The organism is Pseudomonas sp. RIT-562, from assembly GCF_026241895.1.
Lineage (GTDB): Bacteria > Pseudomonadota > Gammaproteobacteria > Pseudomonadales > Pseudomonadaceae > Aquipseudomonas > Aquipseudomonas mandelii_F.
In genome coordinates, this window is record NZ_JAPJIV010000034.1 from 1 (window position 1) to 20,958 (window position 20,958).

The 20,958-nt window shown below is 60.8% G+C and carries 17 protein-coding genes and 1 tRNA gene; 3 read left to right on the forward strand and 15 right to left on the reverse strand.

The window, feature by feature from the left end; all coding sequences use genetic code 11:
- Positions 1–46 precede the first annotated feature (46 nt).
- The gene (locus tag ORL50_RS27455; RefSeq protein WP_266019794.1) at positions 47–1,030 is read left to right on the forward strand and encodes a GGDEF domain-containing protein; all 984 of its coding nucleotides are present in this window, start codon (positions 47–49) and stop codon (positions 1,028–1,030) included.
- 140 nt (positions 1,031–1,170) lie between these two features.
- Here the strand turns inward: ORL50_RS27455 and ORL50_RS27460 are convergent, their stop codons facing one another.
- The 3 genes from ORL50_RS27460 to gabD form a co-directional block, all read right to left on the reverse strand.
- Positions 1,171–2,385, reverse strand: a complete 1,215-nt coding sequence (locus ORL50_RS27460; RefSeq protein ID WP_266019727.1) for a response regulator — start codon at positions 2,383–2,385, stop codon at positions 1,171–1,173.
- A 127-nt stretch (positions 2,386–2,512) separates the two neighbouring features.
- A complete protein-coding gene (gene gabT / locus ORL50_RS27465) occupies positions 2,513–3,790 on the reverse strand; it encodes a 4-aminobutyrate--2-oxoglutarate transaminase (RefSeq protein ID WP_266019729.1) in 1,278 nt (425 codons plus the stop codon).
- Positions 3,791–3,975: 185 nt separating this feature from the next.
- On the reverse strand, positions 3,976–5,418 hold the full coding sequence (gabD, locus tag ORL50_RS27470; protein WP_266019731.1) for an NADP-dependent succinate-semialdehyde dehydrogenase: 1,443 nt from the start codon (positions 5,416–5,418) through the stop codon (positions 3,976–3,978).
- A 348-nt stretch (positions 5,419–5,766) separates the two neighbouring features.
- Between gabD and ORL50_RS27475 the strand changes: the two genes are divergently transcribed.
- Positions 5,767–5,843: transfer RNA gene (locus ORL50_RS27475), tRNA-Arg, on the forward strand.
- Between the two features lie 151 nt (positions 5,844–5,994).
- On the opposite strand, the gene ORL50_RS27480 is transcribed toward ORL50_RS27475, so the two are convergent.
- From ORL50_RS27480 to ORL50_RS27505, 6 genes are all read right to left on the reverse strand, one after another.
- Positions 5,995–6,156: a hypothetical protein gene (locus ORL50_RS27480; protein WP_266019733.1), complete on the reverse strand. Its 162-nt coding sequence runs from the start codon at positions 6,154–6,156 to the stop codon at positions 5,995–5,997.
- A 102-nt stretch (positions 6,157–6,258) separates the two neighbouring features.
- The gene (locus tag ORL50_RS27485; protein WP_266019735.1) at positions 6,259–6,528 is read right to left on the reverse strand and encodes a hypothetical protein; all 270 of its coding nucleotides are present in this window, start codon (positions 6,526–6,528) and stop codon (positions 6,259–6,261) included.
- Between the two features lie 20 nt (positions 6,529–6,548).
- A complete protein-coding gene (locus ORL50_RS27490) occupies positions 6,549–7,178 on the reverse strand; it encodes a hypothetical protein (RefSeq protein ID WP_266019737.1) in 630 nt (209 codons plus the stop codon).
- Entirely contained in the window at positions 7,175–7,756 is a 582-nt protein-coding gene (locus tag ORL50_RS27495) for an RNA polymerase sigma factor (RefSeq protein WP_266019739.1), read from the reverse strand. Before ORL50_RS27495 ends, ORL50_RS27490 begins: the two co-directional genes overlap by 4 nt.
- Before the next feature lies 1 nt (position 7,757).
- Positions 7,758–9,449 carry a vWA domain-containing protein gene (locus tag ORL50_RS27500; RefSeq protein ID WP_266019740.1) on the reverse strand — a complete coding sequence of 564 codons (1,692 nt, stop codon included), beginning with the start codon at positions 9,447–9,449 and terminating at the stop codon, positions 7,758–7,760.
- Positions 9,450–9,534: 85 nt separating this feature from the next.
- Positions 9,535–10,095: a YbhB/YbcL family Raf kinase inhibitor-like protein gene (locus ORL50_RS27505; protein ID WP_266019742.1), complete on the reverse strand. Its 561-nt coding sequence runs from the start codon at positions 10,093–10,095 to the stop codon at positions 9,535–9,537.
- A 140-nt stretch (positions 10,096–10,235) separates the two neighbouring features.
- Here ORL50_RS27505 and ORL50_RS27510 point away from each other — a divergent pair, with 140 nt between their 5' ends.
- Positions 10,236–11,765, forward strand: a complete 1,530-nt coding sequence (locus tag ORL50_RS27510; protein ID WP_266019795.1) for an FAD-dependent oxidoreductase — start codon at positions 10,236–10,238, stop codon at positions 11,763–11,765.
- Positions 11,766–11,884: 119 nt separating this feature from the next.
- Here ORL50_RS27510 and pgaD read toward each other — a convergent pair whose 3' ends face one another.
- From pgaD to ORL50_RS27540, 6 genes are all read right to left on the reverse strand, one after another.
- Positions 11,885–12,379 (reverse strand): poly-beta-1,6-N-acetyl-D-glucosamine biosynthesis protein PgaD, encoded by a 495-nt coding sequence (gene pgaD, locus ORL50_RS27515; protein ID WP_266019744.1) that lies wholly within the window; start codon positions 12,377–12,379, stop codon positions 11,885–11,887.
- Positions 12,376–13,728 (reverse strand): poly-beta-1,6-N-acetyl-D-glucosamine synthase, encoded by a 1,353-nt coding sequence (gene pgaC / locus ORL50_RS27520; RefSeq protein WP_266019746.1) that lies wholly within the window; start codon positions 13,726–13,728, stop codon positions 12,376–12,378. The genes pgaD and pgaC overlap by 4 nt, the downstream gene beginning before the upstream one ends.
- 1 nt (position 13,729) lies before the next feature.
- Positions 13,730–15,727, reverse strand: a complete 1,998-nt coding sequence (gene pgaB, locus ORL50_RS27525; protein WP_266019748.1) for a poly-beta-1,6-N-acetyl-D-glucosamine N-deacetylase PgaB — start codon at positions 15,725–15,727, stop codon at positions 13,730–13,732.
- A 12-nt stretch (positions 15,728–15,739) separates the two neighbouring features.
- Complete coding sequence (gene pgaA / locus ORL50_RS27530; RefSeq protein ID WP_266019750.1) at positions 15,740–18,220, reverse strand: poly-beta-1,6 N-acetyl-D-glucosamine export porin PgaA; 2,481 nt, start codon at positions 18,218–18,220, stop codon at positions 15,740–15,742.
- Between the two features lie 252 nt (positions 18,221–18,472).
- The gene (locus tag ORL50_RS27535; protein ID WP_266019752.1) at positions 18,473–19,978 is read right to left on the reverse strand and encodes a YdgA family protein; all 1,506 of its coding nucleotides are present in this window, start codon (positions 19,976–19,978) and stop codon (positions 18,473–18,475) included.
- A 282-nt stretch (positions 19,979–20,260) separates the two neighbouring features.
- Positions 20,261–20,896 carry an NADH:ubiquinone oxidoreductase subunit N gene (locus tag ORL50_RS27540; protein WP_266019754.1) on the reverse strand — a complete coding sequence of 212 codons (636 nt, stop codon included), beginning with the start codon at positions 20,894–20,896 and terminating at the stop codon, positions 20,261–20,263.
- Between the last annotated feature and the right edge of the window lie 62 nt (positions 20,897–20,958).

Below are 20,958 nucleotides of genomic sequence, written 5' to 3' on the forward strand. Positions count from 1 at the left end.
TGCAGCCGTTGCCGAACTCGCGGCACGCTCTTTGAGATTTGTGTCGATGGTCAATAAAAACCTGCAGGACCCGCCACAATGGCCAGAGGCTGCGCAAACCCTGATGGCTCTGATGCAGGCCCAAGGCGAGGTCGCACGCTTAAGCGAACGTGAACAGCTGCTGAGCTCGCTTCTGGTGAGCGTTAATGCGGTGCTATGGGCCTTCAACTGGGAAACCCGCCAGGTGCTCTATGTCAGCCCAGCTTACGAGCGGATTTTCGGCCGCTCCACCGACCTGTTGCTCGTCGACTACAAGCAGTGGCGTGACAGCGTCTACCCGGACGACCTGGAAGAAGCCGAGCGTAGCCTGGCCGCCGTACTGGAAAAAGGCTCAGTCGAAGACCGCGAGTATCGGATCATTACCGCCGACGGCCAGGTACGCTGGCTGAGTGACAAGTGCTTCATCAACCGTCAGGCCGAGCCTGGGCAGCCACTGATCATCGTTGGCATTGCCGAAGACATCACCGACAAGAAGCACTTGGAAACCGAACTGCAACGCCTGGCGACCACCGACGAACTGACCGAGAGCAGCAATCGCCGGCACTTTTTCGAATGCGCCAACCACGAGTTCGAACGGGCTCGAACCCAGGGCACCCCACTGTCGTTCCTGATGCTGGACATCGATGACTTCAAGGCGGTCAACGACACCTATGGCCATCTTGAAGGTGACAACGTACTGCAACGCATTGCTGAATGCGGGCGCGCGGCATTGCGTCGGGGTGACGTGTTCGGGCGCATTGGCGGGGAAGAGTTTGCGGCGGTGTTTCCCGGCTGCGAGCCTGGGGTGGCCATGCAGGTGGCCGAGCGGCTGCAACGGGAGATCCAGCGGCTGAGTTTCAGCCATGACGACCGCACTTTCGGCATCACCATCAGCCAGGGCCTGACCAGCCTTTTGCCTGAAGATGAGAGCATCGACAGCCTGTTTTCCAGGGCGGATGCAGCGATGTACGAAGCCAAGCGCCAGGGCAAGAACCGCATAATTCCCGGCTGATCAATACGGCACTGCCCCCCTGTAGGAGCTGCCGAGAGAAACAAGGCTGCGATCTTTTGATTTGATTCGGGGCTAGCCGGAGATAAAAGCAAAATCAAAAAATCGCAGCCTTCGGCAGCTCCTACGCGAAAAACGCGCAGCTATTTTTTGCGCAACCGCATCAACTCCGGCAAACCAATCTTGAGCAATCGCGCCGTCCGACTCCTGGCCAGCGCTTCCAGCCCTTCATGCTCACTCAAGCGCGCCATTTGGGCGGCCATGTGCATCACCAGCGCCTCGCGGGAGTAAACCCCGCCACCGAGTTGATACACGGCGGCGATCAGCTCTCGCAGTTCCAGCGGCAGCCGCCAACGGGTACGCAGCGCCGAACCGTAGGCAGCACCGAACCCGGCCAGCGCTTCACCGACCTCCTCCTGTTCATCCAACACTCCGCCGGCCTGCTTCCACTCCTGCAAACACCGCAGCAGGGCCAGGTCACCCAGCCGATGCAGCATGCCCGCGCAATAGCAGCGCTCCTGGTCCAGGTCGAGAAGACGCGCCAGGGTCCGTGCGTATTCGGCGGTATGTAGCGACAGGTCCCAGTAACGCTCGGCGTAGTCCGCCAGATACGGATCGCTGAGCCGCGCACTGCGCTTTAGGGTGAGCCCCAGGATCAGGTTCATGCTCTGCCCGGTGCCCAGGCGATGCAGGGCCTGGGACAGGGTTTGCACGGCAGCCCCATGGTGACGGGCGGCGCTGTTGGCGGCCGCAATCAGCACTGCGGTGACTTGCGGGTCGGTGCGGACTTCATCATGCAGTACCGTCAGGTCTAGGCCGTCGGGATTGAGACTGCGGCGCACCGCCAACTGCACATCGGTCATCAACGGCGCACCATCGGCCTGCTCGCGCCGACGCTCCAGATACACCGCCAAGGTCATTCCAGGCGCCAGGGACGGCACCTCGCAAAATACTTCTTCACCGGAATTCAACAGCAACGCCTGCAAGCGTCGCGTCAGGCTTTCCATGTTCAGCGGTTTGGTCAGATAGGCCGCAGGCGCCAATGGCAGGGCCTCGCGCACGCTGACACTGTCGTTGCGGCTGCTCATCAGAATGAACGGCAACGGCGGATTGCGTTTGCGCTGGCGAACACTGCGCAGCACGTTCAGCCCATCGACCCCGGGCAGCTCCCAGTCTGCGATCACCAGGTCGTAAGGATTCTGCGACAACAAGTGCAACGCTTCCTGACCGTCGGCGCACACGTCCAGCCGCGCATCACAGCGCACATTCAACAACACCTGCTTGAGCAGGTCGCGGGACCAGGGATCTGCTTCCGCGATCAACACTCGCGGCACCGCAGGCAAAACAACAGCAGTCATCTGAAGGCTCCGAAGGCAATGCATGCACCTTAGTCAATGCTGGCCATTCGATACAACCCGATGTGTTTCGCGCCCATGAAAAAACCCGCCGAAGCGGGTTTTTTGTCGATCAGGTCACACTCGGTGATCAGAGCTCGGAGAAGCACTCTTCGATGATCGCCAGACCTTTGTCCAGTTGCTCGTCCGGCGAAGTCAGCGGTACCAGGACGCGCAGAACGTTGCCGTAGGTGCCGCAAGACAGCAGGATCAGGCCTTTGTCGCGAGCCTTGGCCACAACTGCGGCGACCGCTGGTGCGTTAGGCTTGTGGCTGTCGCCGTCGACGAACAGCTCGACTGCGATCATTGCGCCCAGGGCACGCACTTCACCGATCACCGGGTATTTCGACTGGATGGCTTTCAGGCCAGTGACCAGACGCTCGCCGACTGCCTTGCAGCGGTCCAGCAGGTGCTCTTCTTCGAACACTTCCATCACGGCCAGGGCCGCGGCGCAAGCAATCGGGCTACCAGCGTAGGTGCCGCCCAGGCCGCCTGGAGCAATGGCGTCCATGTATTCAGCCTTGCCACACACACCGGCCAGCGGGAAGCCGCCAGCGATGGATTTGGCGAAGGTGGTCAGGTCGGCGGACACGCCCATCTGTTCCATGGCGAAGAAGGTGCCGGTCCGGCCAGCGCCAGTCTGTACTTCGTCAGCGATCAGCAGGATGCCGTGCTGGTCACACAGGGCGCGCAGGCGCTTCATGAACTCTTTAGGCGCGACGTAGAAACCGCCTTCACCCTGGACCGGCTCGATGATGATCGCAGCGATATCACGCGGCTCGGCGTCGTTCTTGAAGATGCGTTCGATGCTGGCGATCGAGTCGTCGACGCTCACACCGTGCAGTTCGTTCGGGTACAGCGCGCGGAAGATGCCGCCTGGCATCAGGCCCATGCCGGCCGAGTAAGGCACGACTTTACCGGTCAGGCCCAGGGTCATCATGGTGCGACCGTGGTAAGCGCCAGTGAACGCGATCACGCCGGCGCGGCCAGTCGCTGCACGGGCGATTTTCACGGCGTTTTCTACGGCTTCGGAACCCGTGGTGACCAGCAGGGTTTTCTTGGCGAAATCACCTGGCACCTTGGCGTTGATTTTTTCGCACAGCTCTACGTACGGTTCGTAGGCCAGTACCTGGAAGCAGGTGTGGGTCAGTTTGTTCAGCTGCTCGGTCACTGCGGCAATGATTTTCGGGTGCACGTGACCGGTGTTGAGTACCGCGATACCACCGGCGAAGTCGATGAACTCACGACCTTCAACGTCGGTAACCGTAGCGTTCTTCGCGGATTCGGCGAAGATCGGGTGAATCTGGCCAACACCGCGGGGTACAGCGGCTTCGCGGCGTTTCATCAGGGAAGCGTTAGTCTTGCTCATAAAGTCCTCATTCGCCGCTCATCGGGCGGCGTGGCTCAAGGAAAATGTGGCGGGGAGGCAACTGCGACAGCATGCGATGATCGACTGCCACAACGTTCCCGGCCACAGAGAAAATTCCGGTTGAAGCGCGCAAAGGGTCAGCGCTCTCGTGCCCTTTGCGCTTATTGCATTCCCGTCTGCCGAGCTTAGATGCCCAGGCAGAGGTATTTGATTTCCAGGTAATCTTCGATGCCGTACTTGGAGCCTTCACGGCCCAGGCCCGACGCCTTGATCCCACCAAACGGCGCGACTTCGTTGGAGATCAACCCGGTGTTGACGCCGACCATACCGTATTCCAGGGCTTCAGCCACACGGAACACACGACCCAGGTCGCGGGCATAGAAGTACGAAGCCAGACCGAACTCGGTGTCGTTCGACATCGCGATCACTTCGGCTTCGTCTTTGAAACGGAACAGTGGCGCCAATGGACCGAAAGTTTCTTCCTTGGCCACGGCTGCGTTGTTCGGCACGTTGGTCAGGATGGTCGGCTCGAAGAAGTTGCCTTCGATGCTCTTGCCACCGGACAGCACGGTTGCGCCTTTGCTGACGGCATCAGCGATGTGCTCTTGCACCTTGGCCACGGCTTTTTCATCGATCAGCGGGCCAGTGGTGGTGCCGTCTTCCAGACCGTTGCCGATCTTGAGTTTGGACACAGCCACTTTCAGCTTCTCGGCGAACGCGTCGTAGACCGAATCCTGAATGTACAGGCGGTTGGCGCAGACGCAGGTCTGGCCATTGTTGCGGTACTTGGAAATGATCGCGCCTTCTACGGCCTTATCCAGGTCCGCGTCGTCGAACACGATGAACGGCGCGTTGCCGCCCAGTTCCAGGGACACTTTCTTGATGTCCTTGGCGCATTCAGCCATCAGCTGACGACCGATTTCGGTCGAGCCAGTGAAGGACAATTTGCGCACGATCGGGTTGCTGGTCAGCTCGCTGCCGATGTCGCCGGCACTGCCGGATACCACGCTGAACACGCCAGCAGGAATGCCGGCCCGCTGGGCCAGTTCAGCCAACGCGAACGCGGAGAATGGGGTTTGCGAAGCAGGCTTGAGCACCATGGTGCAGCCGGCGGCCAGGGCCGGGCCGGCTTTACGGGTGATCATCGCAGCCGGGAAGTTCCACGGGGTAATTGCCGCGGTCACGCCGATTGGCTGCTTGATCACGATCAGGCGCTTGTCGGGCTGGTGGCCAGGAATCACGTCACCGTAGACGCGCTTGGCTTCTTCGGCGAACCACTCGATAAAGGACGCGGCATAGACGATTTCGCCCTTGGCTTCGGCCAGTGGCTTGCCCTGTTCCAGGGTCATCAGGCGAGCCAGGTCGTCCTGGTTTTCGATGATCAGTTCGAACCAGCGACGCAGCTTGTTCGCACGGTCCTTGGCGGTCAGTGCACGCCAGGCCGGCAGCGCCTTGTCAGCAGCTTCGATCGCACGGCGGGTTTCGGCAGCGCCCATTTTCGGCACAGTGCCCAGAATTTCGCCCGTTGCCGGGTTGTTGACCTTGATCGTCTGACCATTGTCCGCATCGACCCAAGCGCCATCGATAAAGGCTTGCTGGCGGAACAACTGGGTGTCTTTAAGCTGCATGTCGGCTTTCCTTAACAGCACCGCGCCAGGCGCGGAGCAAATTAGAATTGTAGAAAGGCGCCTTATAGGCTGCCGTCAGGGAAATCATTCACCGGGCTGAAGCACATAAATAGCGCACGGATTGGACTCGCGCGGTTCAGCACCCAGACAAGAGCGTTTGAAATCTCAAACGAATCCTAGGATCAAAGGGGGTAAAGGACAATAGCCTGTTCGAAAAAAAGAACGAAAACTGCTCATTTGCCCATTTTTTCGGATCAACGTGACAAACACCCGTTCGGCACCAAAAAAACACAGGCTATTCAGCAGCATGGACGCCCGCAGCGCTTATGAGTATCATGGCGCCCGCTTGCACCAGTAGCTCAGCTGGATAGAGTACTGCCCTCCGAAGGCAGGGGTCGTGGGTTCGAATCCCGCCTGGTGCACCATAGTAGAAACGAAAAAGCCTCAGGCCTTAGGGTCTGGGGCTTTTTTGTGGATGTCGTGCTCAGGACTTCGCGAGTGCATCACTTTTTTATGAGCTGACGACCTGGCTGCCGCCGCGTTACTGCTCACGCTGAAGGGCAGGCGCACCCGTGGTTACGCCTTCAGTTCGCTGGGCGTGTACGTTTTTAGCCAGTCGCGCCGAACGAGTCGATTGCTTTTGAATTCGTCGGCGCGCTCAAAGAAGGTATCGGTGAGTTCCGGTGCATCGTCTGGATCAACCCTGACGGCGTCGGTATAGGGTTTGTTCGCGTTCATTGGCTTTCCTCAAAGAGATGATGCGACGGGCCTTGCCGCGAGGCGTCCAGACTAATAGGGTTCGGTGGCGCCCCACATGAAAAAACCGCCGAAGCGGTTTTTTCATTCTGTCGTCCAGTCAAACTCGTCGTATTCATCATCCTCATCGTCCTCGAACTCTTCCTCTTCAAGCACGTCTTCCACCTCAGCCTCGTCAGCTTCCGGCTGGTTCAACAGAAAATCCTTACGGCTCTCGGTAATTGCCCGCCGTAAATCCTCGCCCTTTTCCGGGCAGTTGAGCATTTGGGCGATGCGGTCGATTTTTTTTGTCACGGCATCCTCCAATGCATCGACTATGTCCCGATAGTGCGCGCTTTCGGGCCCTGATGCCAAATTGTCGAGCGTTGTGCCGGTCAGTTTTTCTGCAGTTCCTTGAGTCGGGCGCTGAGGTTTTCGTCGGGAAAATGTTTGTGCAGGTCAGCCATTAGTTTATCGGCGGCTTGTTTGCGCCCGGTTTTTTGCAGGCGAAGCACTTCACGCAGTTGCTCATCCAGGGATTTCAACGGGGACACGGCACGCTTGCTGGCTTTGGCTTCGTCCGCCATGTCGGCACTGAAGGATTGGTCTTGCGCTGGGGCCGCCGACTCTGCCATTGGCGCCGCAGGAGCAGGTGCGGAGAGCGCGCCGACCGGGGCCTGCAGGGAACGCGCGAGCGCTGGTGGCGCTGCTTCAGCTTCCTGTTTGGCGACCGGAGCCGAGGCTTTGGAGGCTGGTGCGAAGTCGTATGCCGGCTCCTGCTCGGGGCTGCGTTGCACCAACGCCAGCATCAACGCGACGCCCACCAGGCTGGCAAACGCGACTTGCCAGCGGGGTTTTTGGCAGGCTTGCGACCAGCGCTGCCACATGCTGACTTTGGGTGCCGGGGTTTCTCGGTGAGCTGCGGCAAGGATGAAGGCATCCAGGTGTGCCGGTGGCTGGTCATTAGACTGTTCACGAAAGTGCTTCACCACTTCGTCTTCAGGTGTAGGACGGGCGTCAGTCATGTCAGTACCTCCTCGGCCAGCAGCCGACGCAGTTTTTGCTGGGCGTAACGCAAGCGGCTCTTGACGGTCTCCAGCGGTGTTTCGGTGAGGGAGGCGATCTGCGGCAGGTCGAGATCGCCGTGGGCGCGCAGCAGGAAAACTTCGCGCTGGTCGGCCGGCAAGGTTTGCAGGGCGGTCTCCAGGCGCTGGGTGTCGCGGCTCAGGCTCAGCAATTGCGCGGGATCGGCGGCGTCGTCTGGCAGGGCGTGGACCTGCTCGTCATAGCTGTCATGCAATGGGTTTCGTATTCCGTGTTTGCGCCAGTGGTCAATCAGACGGTTGCGCGCGATCTGGTACAGCCATGTACGAAAATTCGCCCGCCCTTGTGGCTGACTGGTGCTGCGAATCAGGCTAAGCCAGGTCTCCTGGTATACCTCCTCGGCCAGCTCGGCCTTGCCGCTGAGGCCGAGCAGGAATCGATACAGTCCCTGGCGGTGGCGGGCGTACAGGATCTCGAACGCCGGGCCGTCGCCTGCGTGATAGCGGGCCAGCAGCGATTCGTCGCTGCTGGTGGCTGAGCTGGGGGGCGGGGCAGACATCTCAGTGGGTCTCTCCTATCAATGCCTGATGCTCGCTGGTTTGCAGGCTTCGCGCCAGTTCGACCAACTGCACGAACTCCGCCCGCAGGCCAAACCGGTCCTCGCCCCTGGCACCACGGGCCAAAGCTTCAGTGTCTTGCAGGCTGAAACTGCCGGTGTAGCGCCCGTCCTTCAGCTGTTGGGAGAAAGCTGCCACGGCAGCAGCGAATCGCAGGTCGTCGGAGGTTTTACCCTCCAGGCTCGAAACAATCGGCCGCTCGATCAAGCGACTATTCCCACCTTCAGGTAGCTGATATCGCACACGCAGCATCGCCAACTCTCCAGAGCTCCCGGCATTAACGGCGGTGGACTGGCCATATCGCAACGGCTCCAGCCAGCCCTTCTCCCCCTTCGGAACAATTTCGTACAGTGCCGTCACCGTATGGCCTGCGCCGATTTCTCCGGCATCGACTTTGTCATTGCTGAAATCCTCACGTTTCAACGCGCGATTCTCATAGCCCAGCAGGCGATACTCGCTGACCTGCGCCGGATTGAACTCTACTTGCAGCTTCACGTTCTTCGCCACGACGGCGAGGGTCGAACCGAGCTGGTCCACCAACACTTTGCGCGCCTCGCGCAGGTTGTCGATGTAGGCGTAATTGCCATCGCCCGCGTCGGCCAGTTGCTCCATCAGGTGTTCATTGTAGTTATCCACGCCGAAACCCAAGGTCGTCAGGGACACGCCCGATTTGCGCTTGTCTGCGGCCATTTGCTTGAGACTGTCGAAGTCGCTGATGCCGACATTGAAGTCGCCGTCCGTGGCCAGCAGGATGCGGTTGATACCATTGCGGATGTACGCCTGCCGGGCCATCTGATAGGCCAGTTCGATACCCGACGCACCTGCGGTCGAACCGCCGGCCGAGAGCTGATCGATAGCCGTACGAATCTTCGCTTTATCCTTCCCGGAAGTAGGCTCCAGGACCACGCGGGACTCACCGGCGTATACCAACAGGGATACGCGATCCTGATCGCGCAGTTGATCGACCAGCAGTTTCAGGGTGCTCTTGACCAGCGGCAGGCCCTCACGGCGGTCCATTGACCCGGAGACGTCCACCAGGAACACCAGGTTCGCCGGGGGCAGTTCGGCCACCGCGCGGTCCGACGCCTTGATGCCAATGCGCAGCAGGCGCGTATGCGGGTTCCAGGGAGAAGGCGCCAACTCTGTGGTCACGCCAAATGGCGAGCCGTCTCTGGGCAAGGCGTAATCGTAGGGGAAGTAATTGACCATTTCTTCCAGGCGCACCGCACCTTCAGGCGGCAGACGGCCCTGGTTGAGCAAGCGGCGAACATTGGCGTAAGCGCCGGTGTCGACGTCGGCACTGAAGGTCGAGACGGGAGTTTCAGCCACGCTGTGGATCGGATTATCGGCCAGCGCCTGATAGTGCTCGCGCTGCTCCTCCTGATAGCCAGCGGGGGATTCGGGCATCGGCGCAAAAGTCGCCAGCGGTGCCGCACGTACAGCGCGTTTGGCCATTGAGGTATCGCCAAGGCCCAAGGCTTCGGTCTTCAACTCGGACTGCGCAGGTGCTGGAGCGGGAGTCACTACGGAAGTGGCGTCCGGCGAGGGCGAGGCACCGCAACCGGCCATCGCCAGCAGCAGGCCAGCGGCGAAACCCTGGGCGGCCGGGCGGAGGAAATGCAGAGGGAGGGACATGGGGCTGACCTCAAGGAAGATGATCCATTCATCCTCTGAGACGGGCAGCCCGATAGATTCGGGTTAACTCACGTGAAAGAAATTTTCAGCGGTGATAACGCCGCACCACACTGCTGTTCTTCAGCACATGGCCTTTGATTTTTTCCAGCAGTTGCGTACGTGTCAGGCCGGCGGGCAACGCGTCCGGCGCCAGGTCCAGGGCGTAGAGCTGGATGATGTAGTGGTGGGCACTGTCACCGACTGGCGGGCAAGGGCCGACGTAGGTCTTGGTGCCCTTGCTGTTCAAGCCACCAACGCCGTCGAGCGTCGACTTGGTGCCTGCGCCTTCGGCAACCTGGTGAGTGGAGGCCTTGATGCCGTAATGCAGCCAATGGTCGACGCCCTGGCCTTTTTGCCCGTCGGGGTCGTGCATGACGATCGCGTAGCTCAAGGTTCCAGCCGGGCCGGCGTTCCAGCTCAGTGCCGGGGAAACGTTGTGGCCGCCGCAGCCTTCGGCGTCACTGGCGGCCGCTGCGGTGAACAGCCGGTCATCTGACACGCCCGGGATGTTTACGGTGAAACGCTCCTGGGCCTGAGCCGGCAGTTGCACGCAAAAGGCAACTGCGAGGGCCGCCAGCCAAGGGGTCAGAGAGGTCGATCGTGTCATTCCGGAGCACCTTGTGCGGGGTGGGGCCGTCGTCGGCCTGCGAACTATAGCCGTACCGTTCGTGCTGTGGCAGAGGGATTTGGCTGAACCTCGTGATCATCCGTTCAGTCTTAAAGGAAACGCCCGTCTGGAGAGCGATCATGGCCCTGCAACGCGTCGCCCGATTCGCCGATGTGCCGGAACACCGCGGTCTGGAAGTCGAGGTGGCAGGGACGAAAATCGTCTTGCTGCGGGTCGGCGACCAATTGCGTGCCTATCAGGGCGAATGTCCGCATGCCGGAGCTCCGCTGGCGGAGGGCGCGCTGTGCAATGGGCGGCTGATTTGCCCGTGGCACAAGGCCGCGTACCGGATGGAAGATGGCGCGCTGTGCGAACCTCCTGCCCTCGATAGTCTCAAGCGCTACCCGCTGGAGATACGCGAGGACGAGGTCTGGGTAGACGATCAGCCGCTACCGGACGCCCATACTCCGCCCGCCGACGATGAGCGAACATTCGTGATAATCGGCGCGGGCGCTGCAGGTACCGCGGCCGCGGCGGCACTCAGGGAGAAAGGCTTTGGCGGCAGGATTCAACTGGTCGATCGAGAAGCTGAAGCGGGTTACGACCGAACAGTCTTGAGCAAATTTGTCCTGGCAGCCCAGATGTCGCCGCAAGAAGTCCCGCCGCTGCGCGACGAGCAATTTTATCGGGAGCAACGCATTGAACGGGTAACCGGCGAAGTGGCGCGCCTGGATGCCGATAACCAGTTCCTGGAACTCACAAACGGCCAATCCCTTGCCTACGACGCCGCACTGCTCGCGACCGGCGGCACGCCCAATCCGCTAAAAATACCCGGTGCCGATTTGCCACAGGTCTTTGTCCTGCGCTCCAGAAACCATGCGCAAGAAATCATGCAGACGGCTAAACCCGGACAAAAAGCGGTGATCATTGGCGACAGCTTCATCGCTCTTGAATGCGCAGGCGCGCTACGAGAATACGGTTTGGACGTAACGATACTGGCTCGTCATGCGGTGCCCTTCGCCAAACAGTTCGGCGAATCCGTAGGCAAAGCCATTCGTGCCCGACATGAGAGCCACGGCGTGCGCTTTCATACGCAGGGCGAAGCCGCTCGAATTGAAGGCAGTGAAAAGGTCGAAGCCGTGTTCTTGGACAATGGCCAGCGCTTGCCCGCAGACCTGGTCCTGGCAGGCATTGGGGTCACCCCGGCGACCGAGGCCTTTACAGGCCTGCCCAAGGAAAAAGATCAGTCCCTGAAAGTCGATGGCGGCATGCGCGTAAGCGAAGGTCTTTGGGCCGCCGGTGACATCGCAACCTTCCCGCTCAACGGCCTGCCACACCGCATCGAACATTGGCGCCTGGCCCAGCAACAAGCGCGCATCGCCGCCGCTAACATGCTCGGCGGCGATGAACGCTACCTCGACGTACCGTACTTCTGGACCTGGCATTTCGGCAAGAATTACGACTATCTGGGGCATGCCGAAACGTGGGACGAAGTCGAGTTCAAAGGCGACCCTTACCATCCGCCGTTTATTGGGTTGTTTGGTAAAAATGGAGTGGTTGCGGCTGCGGTGGCTTGCGATGAAGAACGCTCAATGGCGATGCTGGCGGAAAGGATGAAACAGCCATTGTCGGTGGACGAAGCGTGGCGGTTGATCAGGGATGAGCAATAAACATTGCGTTATGCCATCCCTGTAGGAGCCCGGCTTGCCGGCGATGGTGATCTTGGGGACGCCATCGCCGGCAAGCCGGGCTCCTACAGGGTGGTCGACACTCGGCACATCGCACTAGATCAGAGCTGCTTCAACCGCTCATCTTCCGCCGGCAAACGGCTCGCCAGCGGTATAGCTTTCTGATCAGCAGCGATGCGGAAAAAGTGTGGCACCACCTGACTGATTTGTCCGTCATCGTCGTTGTGGATGGTCATCGAGCCCGGCATGCGCAGGGTTTCCAGGCGGTCGCCGGTCAGGCCGAAACTTTTGCGCAGTCCTTGATCGTTCACTACCGGCGCAGGCAAGCGACGCTGGGCGTAGCTGCGGCTTTTACGTTGCTGGTATCGCGCCCAGGAAATCAGGATCAGCGCGTTGACCAGTGCCACCCACAGGTAGATTTGCAGGGTGCCCAGCGCGTCGAAAAACTCAGCGTCGAGCCGCGGTCCACTGTGGGTGCTGATCAGCGGCCAGAGCCCCGTCACCAGCAGGTACAGCAGACCGATCCAGGCCAGGACAGTGAAGAACACGTCGATCACTACCAGGAACGGACGCTGTCGGGTTCTGATGATTTTCATCGAATAACTTCCTCTTCGTCATTCAGTGGCTTGATGCCACGGTCCGGGCTAACCCAGCGCGCACGTTTCTGATGTTGTCGGAACAGCACTTTCGGGAAGCTGACCAAGGTGGTGAACAGGCTGATCAGCCAGAACACCAACGGGTACCAGACCACCCAGAACATGGTTTTCCACAGGCCCTTTTCGTAGCGGCGATCGATCAGGATGCTGATGGCGAACTGCATGAGGCAGACCACCGCGAGCAACAACCCGGTGAACGCAGGAGGCATCAGGTTATCCACCGCGATGGCGGCCGGCATATGGATGAATTTGCCCAAAGCCCAGAAGATCACCGACAGCAGGAAGGTGAACGCCCAGCCGGTAGACAGGCAGTACTCGAACAGCAGTGGCCAGAGGTAGCGATGGCGGTACTGCCAGATGCCCCGGATGTTTTTGAACAGGACTTCGGCACCACCCTGGGCCCAGCGCAGGCGCTGTTTCCACAGGCCGCCGAGGGTCTCGGGCATGAGGATCCAGCACAGCGCGCGCGGCTCGTAGAAGATGCTCCAGTGATCGAGCTGCAGCTTCCAGCTGATGTCGATGTCTTCGGTGATCATCTCCGGGCTCCAGTAGTCGACCCGGTTCAGGGCCGTCCGACGGAACGCGACGATCACGCCGGAGACCGTGAAGATGCGGCCGAACACCCGCTGCGTGCGTTTGATCAACCCGATGATCGAGGAGAACTCGCCGACCTGCACACGACCAACCAAGGTTGAGCGAGTGCGGATTCGCGGGTTGCCGGTGACGGCGCCCAGGCGGGCGTTGTCGAGCATCGGCGCCACCAGGTAGGCGGCGGTATTCGGCGCCAGCAGCGCATCACCGTCGATGCACACCAGATACTCACTGCGCGCGGCGATGGCACCCATACGCAGGGCGACCGCCTTGCCCTGGTTCTCCGCCAGATGCAGCACGCGCAAGCGTGGGTCCTGTGCGGACAGGGCGTCGAGCACGGCGCCGGTGTTGTCCTTGGAGCCATCGTTGATCGCGATGACTTCGATGTTCGGATAGTGCTGGGCGAGCGCCGCGTGGATGGTGTCGGCGACGTTCTCCCCTTCGTTGAAGCAAGGAATCAGGATCGAAATCAGCGGCTCACCGGCCAATGGCGGCGGCAGGGTGTCTTCCTGCCACGGCCAGTGGCGCTCCCAGTGCAGCCAGAAATACAGGCCACCGGCGATCCACAATGCCGACATGAACAGTGGATAGAAGAACACGAAGTCCATCAGGAATTGCCCGGTCAGCAGGAAGATCAATCCCAGGGGAATCCCGAGGACGATCGCCAGAACAAACAGGGCCAGAAGTCTATCCAGCATGTTAAGGGTTCCACTTGTTGGAGAGCGCGGGCCGCACGGTTTTCAGGTCCGGCTGGTTCTCGAGGAAATTATCGGGGTAGTAGCCGAAGCTGGTGGCGCCCTGACGCTTGAGGGTGCTCATCCAGTCCGCGAGCTGCGAGGCCTTGATGTCGGAGTCGGTTTTTTTCGTCCAGTCCTTGGCCTGCAGTTCGAACACTGTGCGATCCAGCGCTCCCGGGCGGGCCTTGACCGTGGCCACCAGTTTTTCCAGCCATGGGCCAGAATCCTTGGCGGTTTGTTTTTCCATCAGCGGCATGGCCATCGGCGCCGTCCAGTCGTAAGCGCCGAGGAAGTCATCGAGGTTCTGCGCGTACCACGTTTCGCTCTCGGGATTAAGCATCGGCTCGGCGAAGATATTGCGTGCGGTCTGTACCTGCGGCCCGCGAATCGCCTGGACCTTGGCCGTCAGTTCCTTGGTGAAATCGATCAGGTAACGGCTCTTGAAGCGGGTCCAGCGCTGCAGGGTCGCAGGGTCCGCGCGCAATGCCGCGATGGAACCTGGCAAGCCATTGGCGGCGTAGACCTTCAACGCGTCGGGGCCGGCGTCTTCGAAGTCCGAGAGCACCGCGTCATCGTGGTACAGAACGCCGTCGACCGAGGCCAGGCGTGCCACGTCTTCGTAGATTTCACCGATGATGCGCCGCACGTTCGGGTCGAAAGGCGACAAGCGTTTGTACTGGTCGGGGTCAACCGATGTGGTGCCCGTTTGCGGGTCCCAGCGAGTCACACGCGGCAGCTTCGGGTCGAGGGCAAAACTCAGCACCGGCATCCAGGCGTAGACCTTGACGTGAGCCCGGGTCCGCAGCTGCCAGGCAACTCGGTCGAAGATATCGGCAGCCACCGGCAGGTGACGGTTGGGGAAGTACAGCGAGTGCACCAGGCCATCGCCTTTGGGATCGGCAAAGGCTTGCAGGAACACCGTGTTGGCGCCCATGTCGGCCATGCGCTGGATCAGTTTGCCGAGGTTGATTTCCTGTTGGGCCGGGTCGGCATCGTAGACGTTGTCCAGGTCCACATGCACCACGCGCATCGGCGTCTGGGACTGCGCGCCGACGATAGCGTTGGCGAAGTGGATGCCATCCGGATCCGAGGCCACGAGGAAGCGCGGGCTGCTCATCAGATTGCCGAGGGTGTCGAGGCCGTCGTCCAGGGTCAGGGCCATTTCGTAGCCCTGCTCGTTGACCACTTGCAATGTCGTGCCGTCGGCGGCGCCGTAAGGCCAGACCCACACTCGCGGCTTTTTCCCGGTGACCTTGCGGATCTTTTCTGAAATCGCTGCGACGTCTGCCCGTTGCCGCGCCTGGAATTGGGCTTCGGTTTCGTAGCGCTTGGCGACTGCATCGTAGCGCCGGGTCGCCGCGGCCGGTTCCAGGTTGCCCTGGGGGTTGGCCAGCACGCCCTTGTGGTTGGCGTCCGTGTGCGCGGCGATTTCCACCAGGCCCGACTGCGAGATTTCACGCACCTGATCCCAGGTCAGGAAGTCGCTGCGCTTGCGAGGAGTGCCGGCGAAATCCACCGGTTGATCAAGCGGCGTATCGATCCAGCTGCCCACCGGCGCCAGCAGCGCGTGCCAGTTGTAGGCACGCAGCACCGGCAGTACTCGAGTGTAGAAACTCGAGTAGCCGTCATCGAAACTCAGCAGGATCGCCTTCGGCGGCAGCTCAGGACCGCCATTGCGGGCCGCCAGTATCTGGTCGACGGTTACCGGTTTGTAGTTGTTCTCGCGCAGCCACGCCAGTTGCTCGATCATGCGCTCGGTGCGCACGGCCACGACAGCCTGGTCCGGGTCGCGGTCCTCGACATCGTGGTAGGCAATGCCGAGCACGTGGTTTTTTGGCCACGGGGCTTCGTTGGCATCCACCGGACGTTGTGACGGCGGCGTGAAAGCCGGGGCTTGCTGGGCGCAAGCGCTGATGAACAGCGCTCCCAGCAAAAGGATGAAACGCGTAATCAAAGGCATTTTCAAACTCTTCTAGAAGCGGAAAGTAAGGTCGACGAGCAGGCGTAGATCGCTTTCGCGGTCGCCGTCATAAGGCCGGTTGATCACACTCAGCATGCCGCCCACCTCGACCACATCGTTCCAGCTGTATCGCTGGCCGTAGCCCAGCAGGCCCATGGCGCCAGTGCCGTGATCGCGCTGGCTGTAGGAGCCCGCACCGGCGAGGAATTGCTGGGACCAATTGGTTTCGTAGCGGTGATAAAGCACGTGATTGACGGTGACCGTCGGCATAACGCTGAAATCTGTTTTCGGGTTGAAGTACGGCACGTCTTCGGACTTGCTGTTGTGACTGGCGGCGACTTCCAGGCCCAGGTCGACCTGCATCCCCGGCTTGCTATAGACGCCTTCGCGCCCGGTGAGCAGGGTTTCGACGCGGTTGTTGCCGTCGCTGAAGTGCGATGGGCTGACGGCCAGTTTCCACTCGCGACTTTCGTCGGCGCGCCAGCGGATGAAGCCGCTGCCACCGTTGGCCGTGATGTCGCTGTTCAATGCGCGTAATGGCGTCTGCGCCGAGAAGTACTCGAGGCTGCCGCCGTATTGCCATTGATCGTTGATGTCACGGGCAATCGCCAGCCGTGCGCCCTGCTTGTCACCGAAGCCGTAGGAGTGATTGGACACTTCCACTTCCAGGGTCATGTCGCGGGTCCGGCGTTCCAGGCCGAGTCGCTGAAAGCGGTGGTGGCCGGTGCCTTCCTGAAAGTCGCCAGTGGCGTAACCGGCCCCGGCGAACAGGCGCCAGTCTTCATCGATGGGCGGGCTGTACAGCGTGCTTTCGATACCGAAATCACGACTGCCGTTGACCGCCCCGGTGTCACCGCTGTCGCCGCCATAACTTTTGCCGCCGTAGGATTCGACGCGCAATTCGGCCATGTCATGCACTTCGCGCTGACGGGCCAGGCGCTGCACTTGGCGGTTGTCGGGGTAGCGCGCGACTACGTCGTCGGTCAGGGCATCGACCTGCCGCCACTCCTGCAGATCAGTGGCCGTGTGCGCCTGGGCGACTTCCAGCCCGACCGCTCGCGGCGCCATGCTCTCGGTTTCCTTGAGCTGGTTCTCTGCGCGCCGTGGCCAACCTCGCGCCAGGTACAGATCGGCCTGGGCCAGGCGCAGGCCAATGTTGCCGGGCGCCTGTTCGACCAATGTCTGCAGGCGTTCTTCACCGTGCGGCAAATCGGCCCCGTAGGTACCGGCCTGGGCCGCCAGTTGTTGGGCGTCCATCCACTCGTCGTTCGGGTTGCCCACCGGCAGGCCGCGCAGTTCGATGCGTGGCCGCTGGCTCTTGGCTGCGTCTTCGGCCACCTTGCGCGCCTCCTCGCCCCTGTCGCTTTCGAGCAACGCATAGTAGAGCGCGGTGCTGTCTTCCAGACGGTCACCGACATCGGCATCCGGGGCGGCCAGCACCTGGCGGTACAGGTCGACGGCAATTTCCGGCTGGCGCTGATCGAGATAGGACGAAGCGACCCAGCGCATGGCGTAGGTTGGAATCTTCACGCCTTCAGAGATCAGTTTCTGGTATTCGCCGATGACCTCGGTGGTGCGCGCACGAGCCTTGAGTGCGCCCATGCGGTCGATGCGCCACCGCGTCACTTCATCGTGGGCCTTGGGGTCTGCCGACCAAGTGGCAATCAGTTTGTCGTAATCAGCCAGGGCGCGATCCGCGATCACGTAGCGCTCCTGCTCGGTACGGGTGGCCAGCTCGGCCAGGCGCACCCGCTCGGCTGCGAGGTCGCCTTCGAGACGGCGGATCGTGACCGCATCGACCACACCCGGGCGCAGGCGCGCCAGGCGCAACGCCGGTTCCGGCAGACGGGCGCGCTGCAAGGCGTTGATGTATTCGCGAATGACTTCGGGCTTGCTGCCGGCGCGATTGAACGCCTGGTCGTATTCGAAGAGTGAGTCATAACTATTGCCGGCACGGCTGTAGGCATAGCCCAGCGCCATTCGACGGGTAGCGTCGTCCGGTTTGGCCGCCACCAGCGCCTTGGCCCGGGCCACCGCCTGATCCGGCTTGCCGGAGTCGGCCTGGGTCAAGGCCAGGCCCAGCTGCAGATCGGCATTAGCCGGTTCAAGCGCCAGCGCCTTGTTGTAGACCTGGATCGCCGATTCCCATTGCTTGAGGTTGCGATAGGCCCGCGCGGTGACGGACAAGGCCTGGACCGACAGGTTGAGATTGCGCCCCTGGGTCTCGTAGACCTTGACCACTTCGGCGTCCAGGCCGGCCCAACTGGCGATCAGGATGTGGTCGCTGACCTGCCCAGGGGTGGCCATTGCCACGGGCACCTGGCGCAGCACGTTGAGCGCCGGCGCGTGGTTGCCCGCCCGGGCATCGAGTACCAGCTGGTCATAAGGGGTTTCGGCAAATGCCAACGCCGGCCACAGCAATTGGCTACACAGCGCTACACGAAATAAAGGGCGTAAACCACGATGTAAAACAGAACCATCAATACGCGGCATTCGTCAGCATCCTTACAAGGCCAGTTGGGTCGCAATGCCCGTGCCCACTCGGCATGGAAACAGTCGGCCCCGAGGGAGCCGACCGGTTGGGGCGACGCAGTTTGCACGCAAGAACAGCTGACTAAACGCAACGCAATAATTGTTCAGATTCGAGGAAGATTTGCCCTGCCCTCCTCGGTTCGACAAATCCCGGACAGCAAAACGCCCGGCATCCGAGGGCAGAGGCCGGGCGTTTGCGGGTAGCGGATGGCCTTATTCGACGGGGCCGACACCACCGATTTTGCTCATGATGAAGCCGACAAATTCCTCAACGGTCATCTTCTGGCCGTTGAATTCCACCTGGTTGTTGGCGTAATGCAGCTTGGTGACGATGTTGTTGCCATCCAGCTTTGCAAACTCACTGCCTACCGCCATACCGCCGAACATGTCTGCAGTGGCAGTCGCCTGGTCGGCAATCAGCTTGGCATCGGTTTGGCCATCGATTTGCGACTGCACGGTGAACAGGTCAACCAGCATCGGCTTGGACACCTGCACGTTGAGGTCCAGCAGGGCGATCAGCTGTTGAGTCAACTGGTCCGGCGGCAGGTCCATGGATTTCGGCTTGGTCAGGTCGAGCACCATGCTCGCCTTGCTTTCGCCGTTGGCGGTTTTCATCGAGAGGTTTTCCAGCGCGAGCTGCGGCCCGGCGGCCAGCAGTTTTTCCAGGCCGGTTTTCACCTGGGCCTCTTCGGCAGGCGTCAGCACCAGCTCAGGGGCTGGCTGACCCGCTGCCGCCGCTTCAGCCGCCGCCTTCTCGTATGGCTGCAGCTTGGTCTGGTACACCTGCATCAACGACATGGTTGCCGGAATATCCAGGTTTTTCAGGCTCATGGCCATCTGCGCGGAACCGATGGTCTTGCCGTTCAGCGTCACCTCGCCCACCTTGTAATCGGCACGGCCCGAGGCGCTGGTACCCGATTCTTCGGTTTGGTTCTTCATCTCAAACTTCTTCAGGCCCAGGACCGACTGGCCGGCGCCGAAAGTGGTCTTGTTGTCGGTCAGCTCGACGGTGTTTTCGCCGACGTAATAGCCATAAGTGCTCTTGGTCAGATTGCTGGCGAAAGTCAGGCCGCTGAGTTCCACTTTAACCGGCGTCAGGTCTTCAGCCACGGTCGTCAGGGTCAGGCTGTCCATGTAACCGTTGGCCTTGACCTTTTGCGCCTGGGCGCTGGCATCGACGTCGAGATTCAGACCGGAAAACTTCAGCTGGGACTTGTCGTCCAGGGCGACGTCCAGCGGCACCAGCTGCAGGTTACCGTTGGTGGATTTGTCATAGCCGATGTTGACCACGCCGGTGAGCGGGGACTTGTCCTTGGCCGCGGCAAACCACTTGGCGGTGAGCGGGGTTTTTTCCAGTTCGTAATGACTGGTGGCCATCACGGGCAGCCACTTCAGCGACACCAGGCGCGAGAATGGCAGCGGGCCGTGTTCGATGTGGTCGACGAACAGCAGCTCCACCGGGGCTTCACCGAACATCTCGCCTTCACCCTTGAGGCGGTAATGCGCGGTACTGCTGAATATGTTGCGTTCCAGGGACACCAGCTCCAGCGATGCGGTGCCATTGGAACCCACCAGCGCAGCTTGCAGCTCCTTGTTGGCATCGGCGATCGAGCTATTGAGCACTCCTTCAAGCTTGGTGCCGGTGTACCAGGCACCGCCTGCACTAATTGCACCGATTGCCACGACAATACCCAGAAGCACGCCTGCTGATTTATTCATGAATTACCCGATCAAGTCCGTTGTTTGAAGGTGGTCGTCTTCCCTGAACCCATGACGGGTTACGGACACGACTGCGCTGAAAGTGCGATGGAGATTAGCACCGGGCGCGCGAAGTGGCCCAATGTTTAAAGGTTAAAGAGTGTCCATGGGACTGTGCAGGCGGTTCAGAGTTTCGGCGCACAGTAAATCGCTATCGCGAGCAGGCTCACTCCTACAGGGGGGTATGCATTCCAATGTAGGAGTGAGCCTGCTCGCGATAGCGTCGGCCCGGCCGACACCGAATCAGGAATACTGCACCTCAATCTCATCCAGCTGATGATCAAAACTTTTTAGCCGTGCCGTCCAGGTGTACACCAGCACCTCGAAATCCCGATTGATCACCGCTCCGCCCGTCACTTCCGCGCGCGGGTCGCAGAAGTCTAGTTGGTAACGCTCCCGGGCCATCGCCGTGGCGACGTCGGAGAGTTCGCGAGCGTTGTTGAGCCAGTGCCGGCCCTCGTCAGAGACCTGTTTGTCCAGCGCCAGGCACTGCTTCTTCAAGGTTTCCAGGCTTTTTTCCAGCGGAGTGCCGGTCAGCTCGCCCATGACCTCCTGAAAGGTCCGGCCGGGTTGCCAGTAGCTGCCCCAGAAATACCGGTCGAACACGGTTTCAACCCGACGCAAAGCCACCTTGGTGTCCCAGATGAGCACCAGGGTCTTGCCTTGTTCGAGGTGTCTTTTCTTGATGCGAGTGCCCTGCACCGAAGCCCAGGCGACCACAACGATCGACAGCACGGCGATCAGCGCCGAGGCACTGTCGAGAAAGATCAGGGCCTTGTCGATCTGATGCGCCAGCATGATGCCGTAGAAATAGGTGGCTGACAGCAGGACCAGTGCCGCGATAGCGCACCAGAAGCCGGGAGCATAAGGGTTTTTCATTATTTTAGTCCCCATGACCAACGCGAGCCTTGATCAGTGGACTGGCGTGGCTCGTGGCGCGT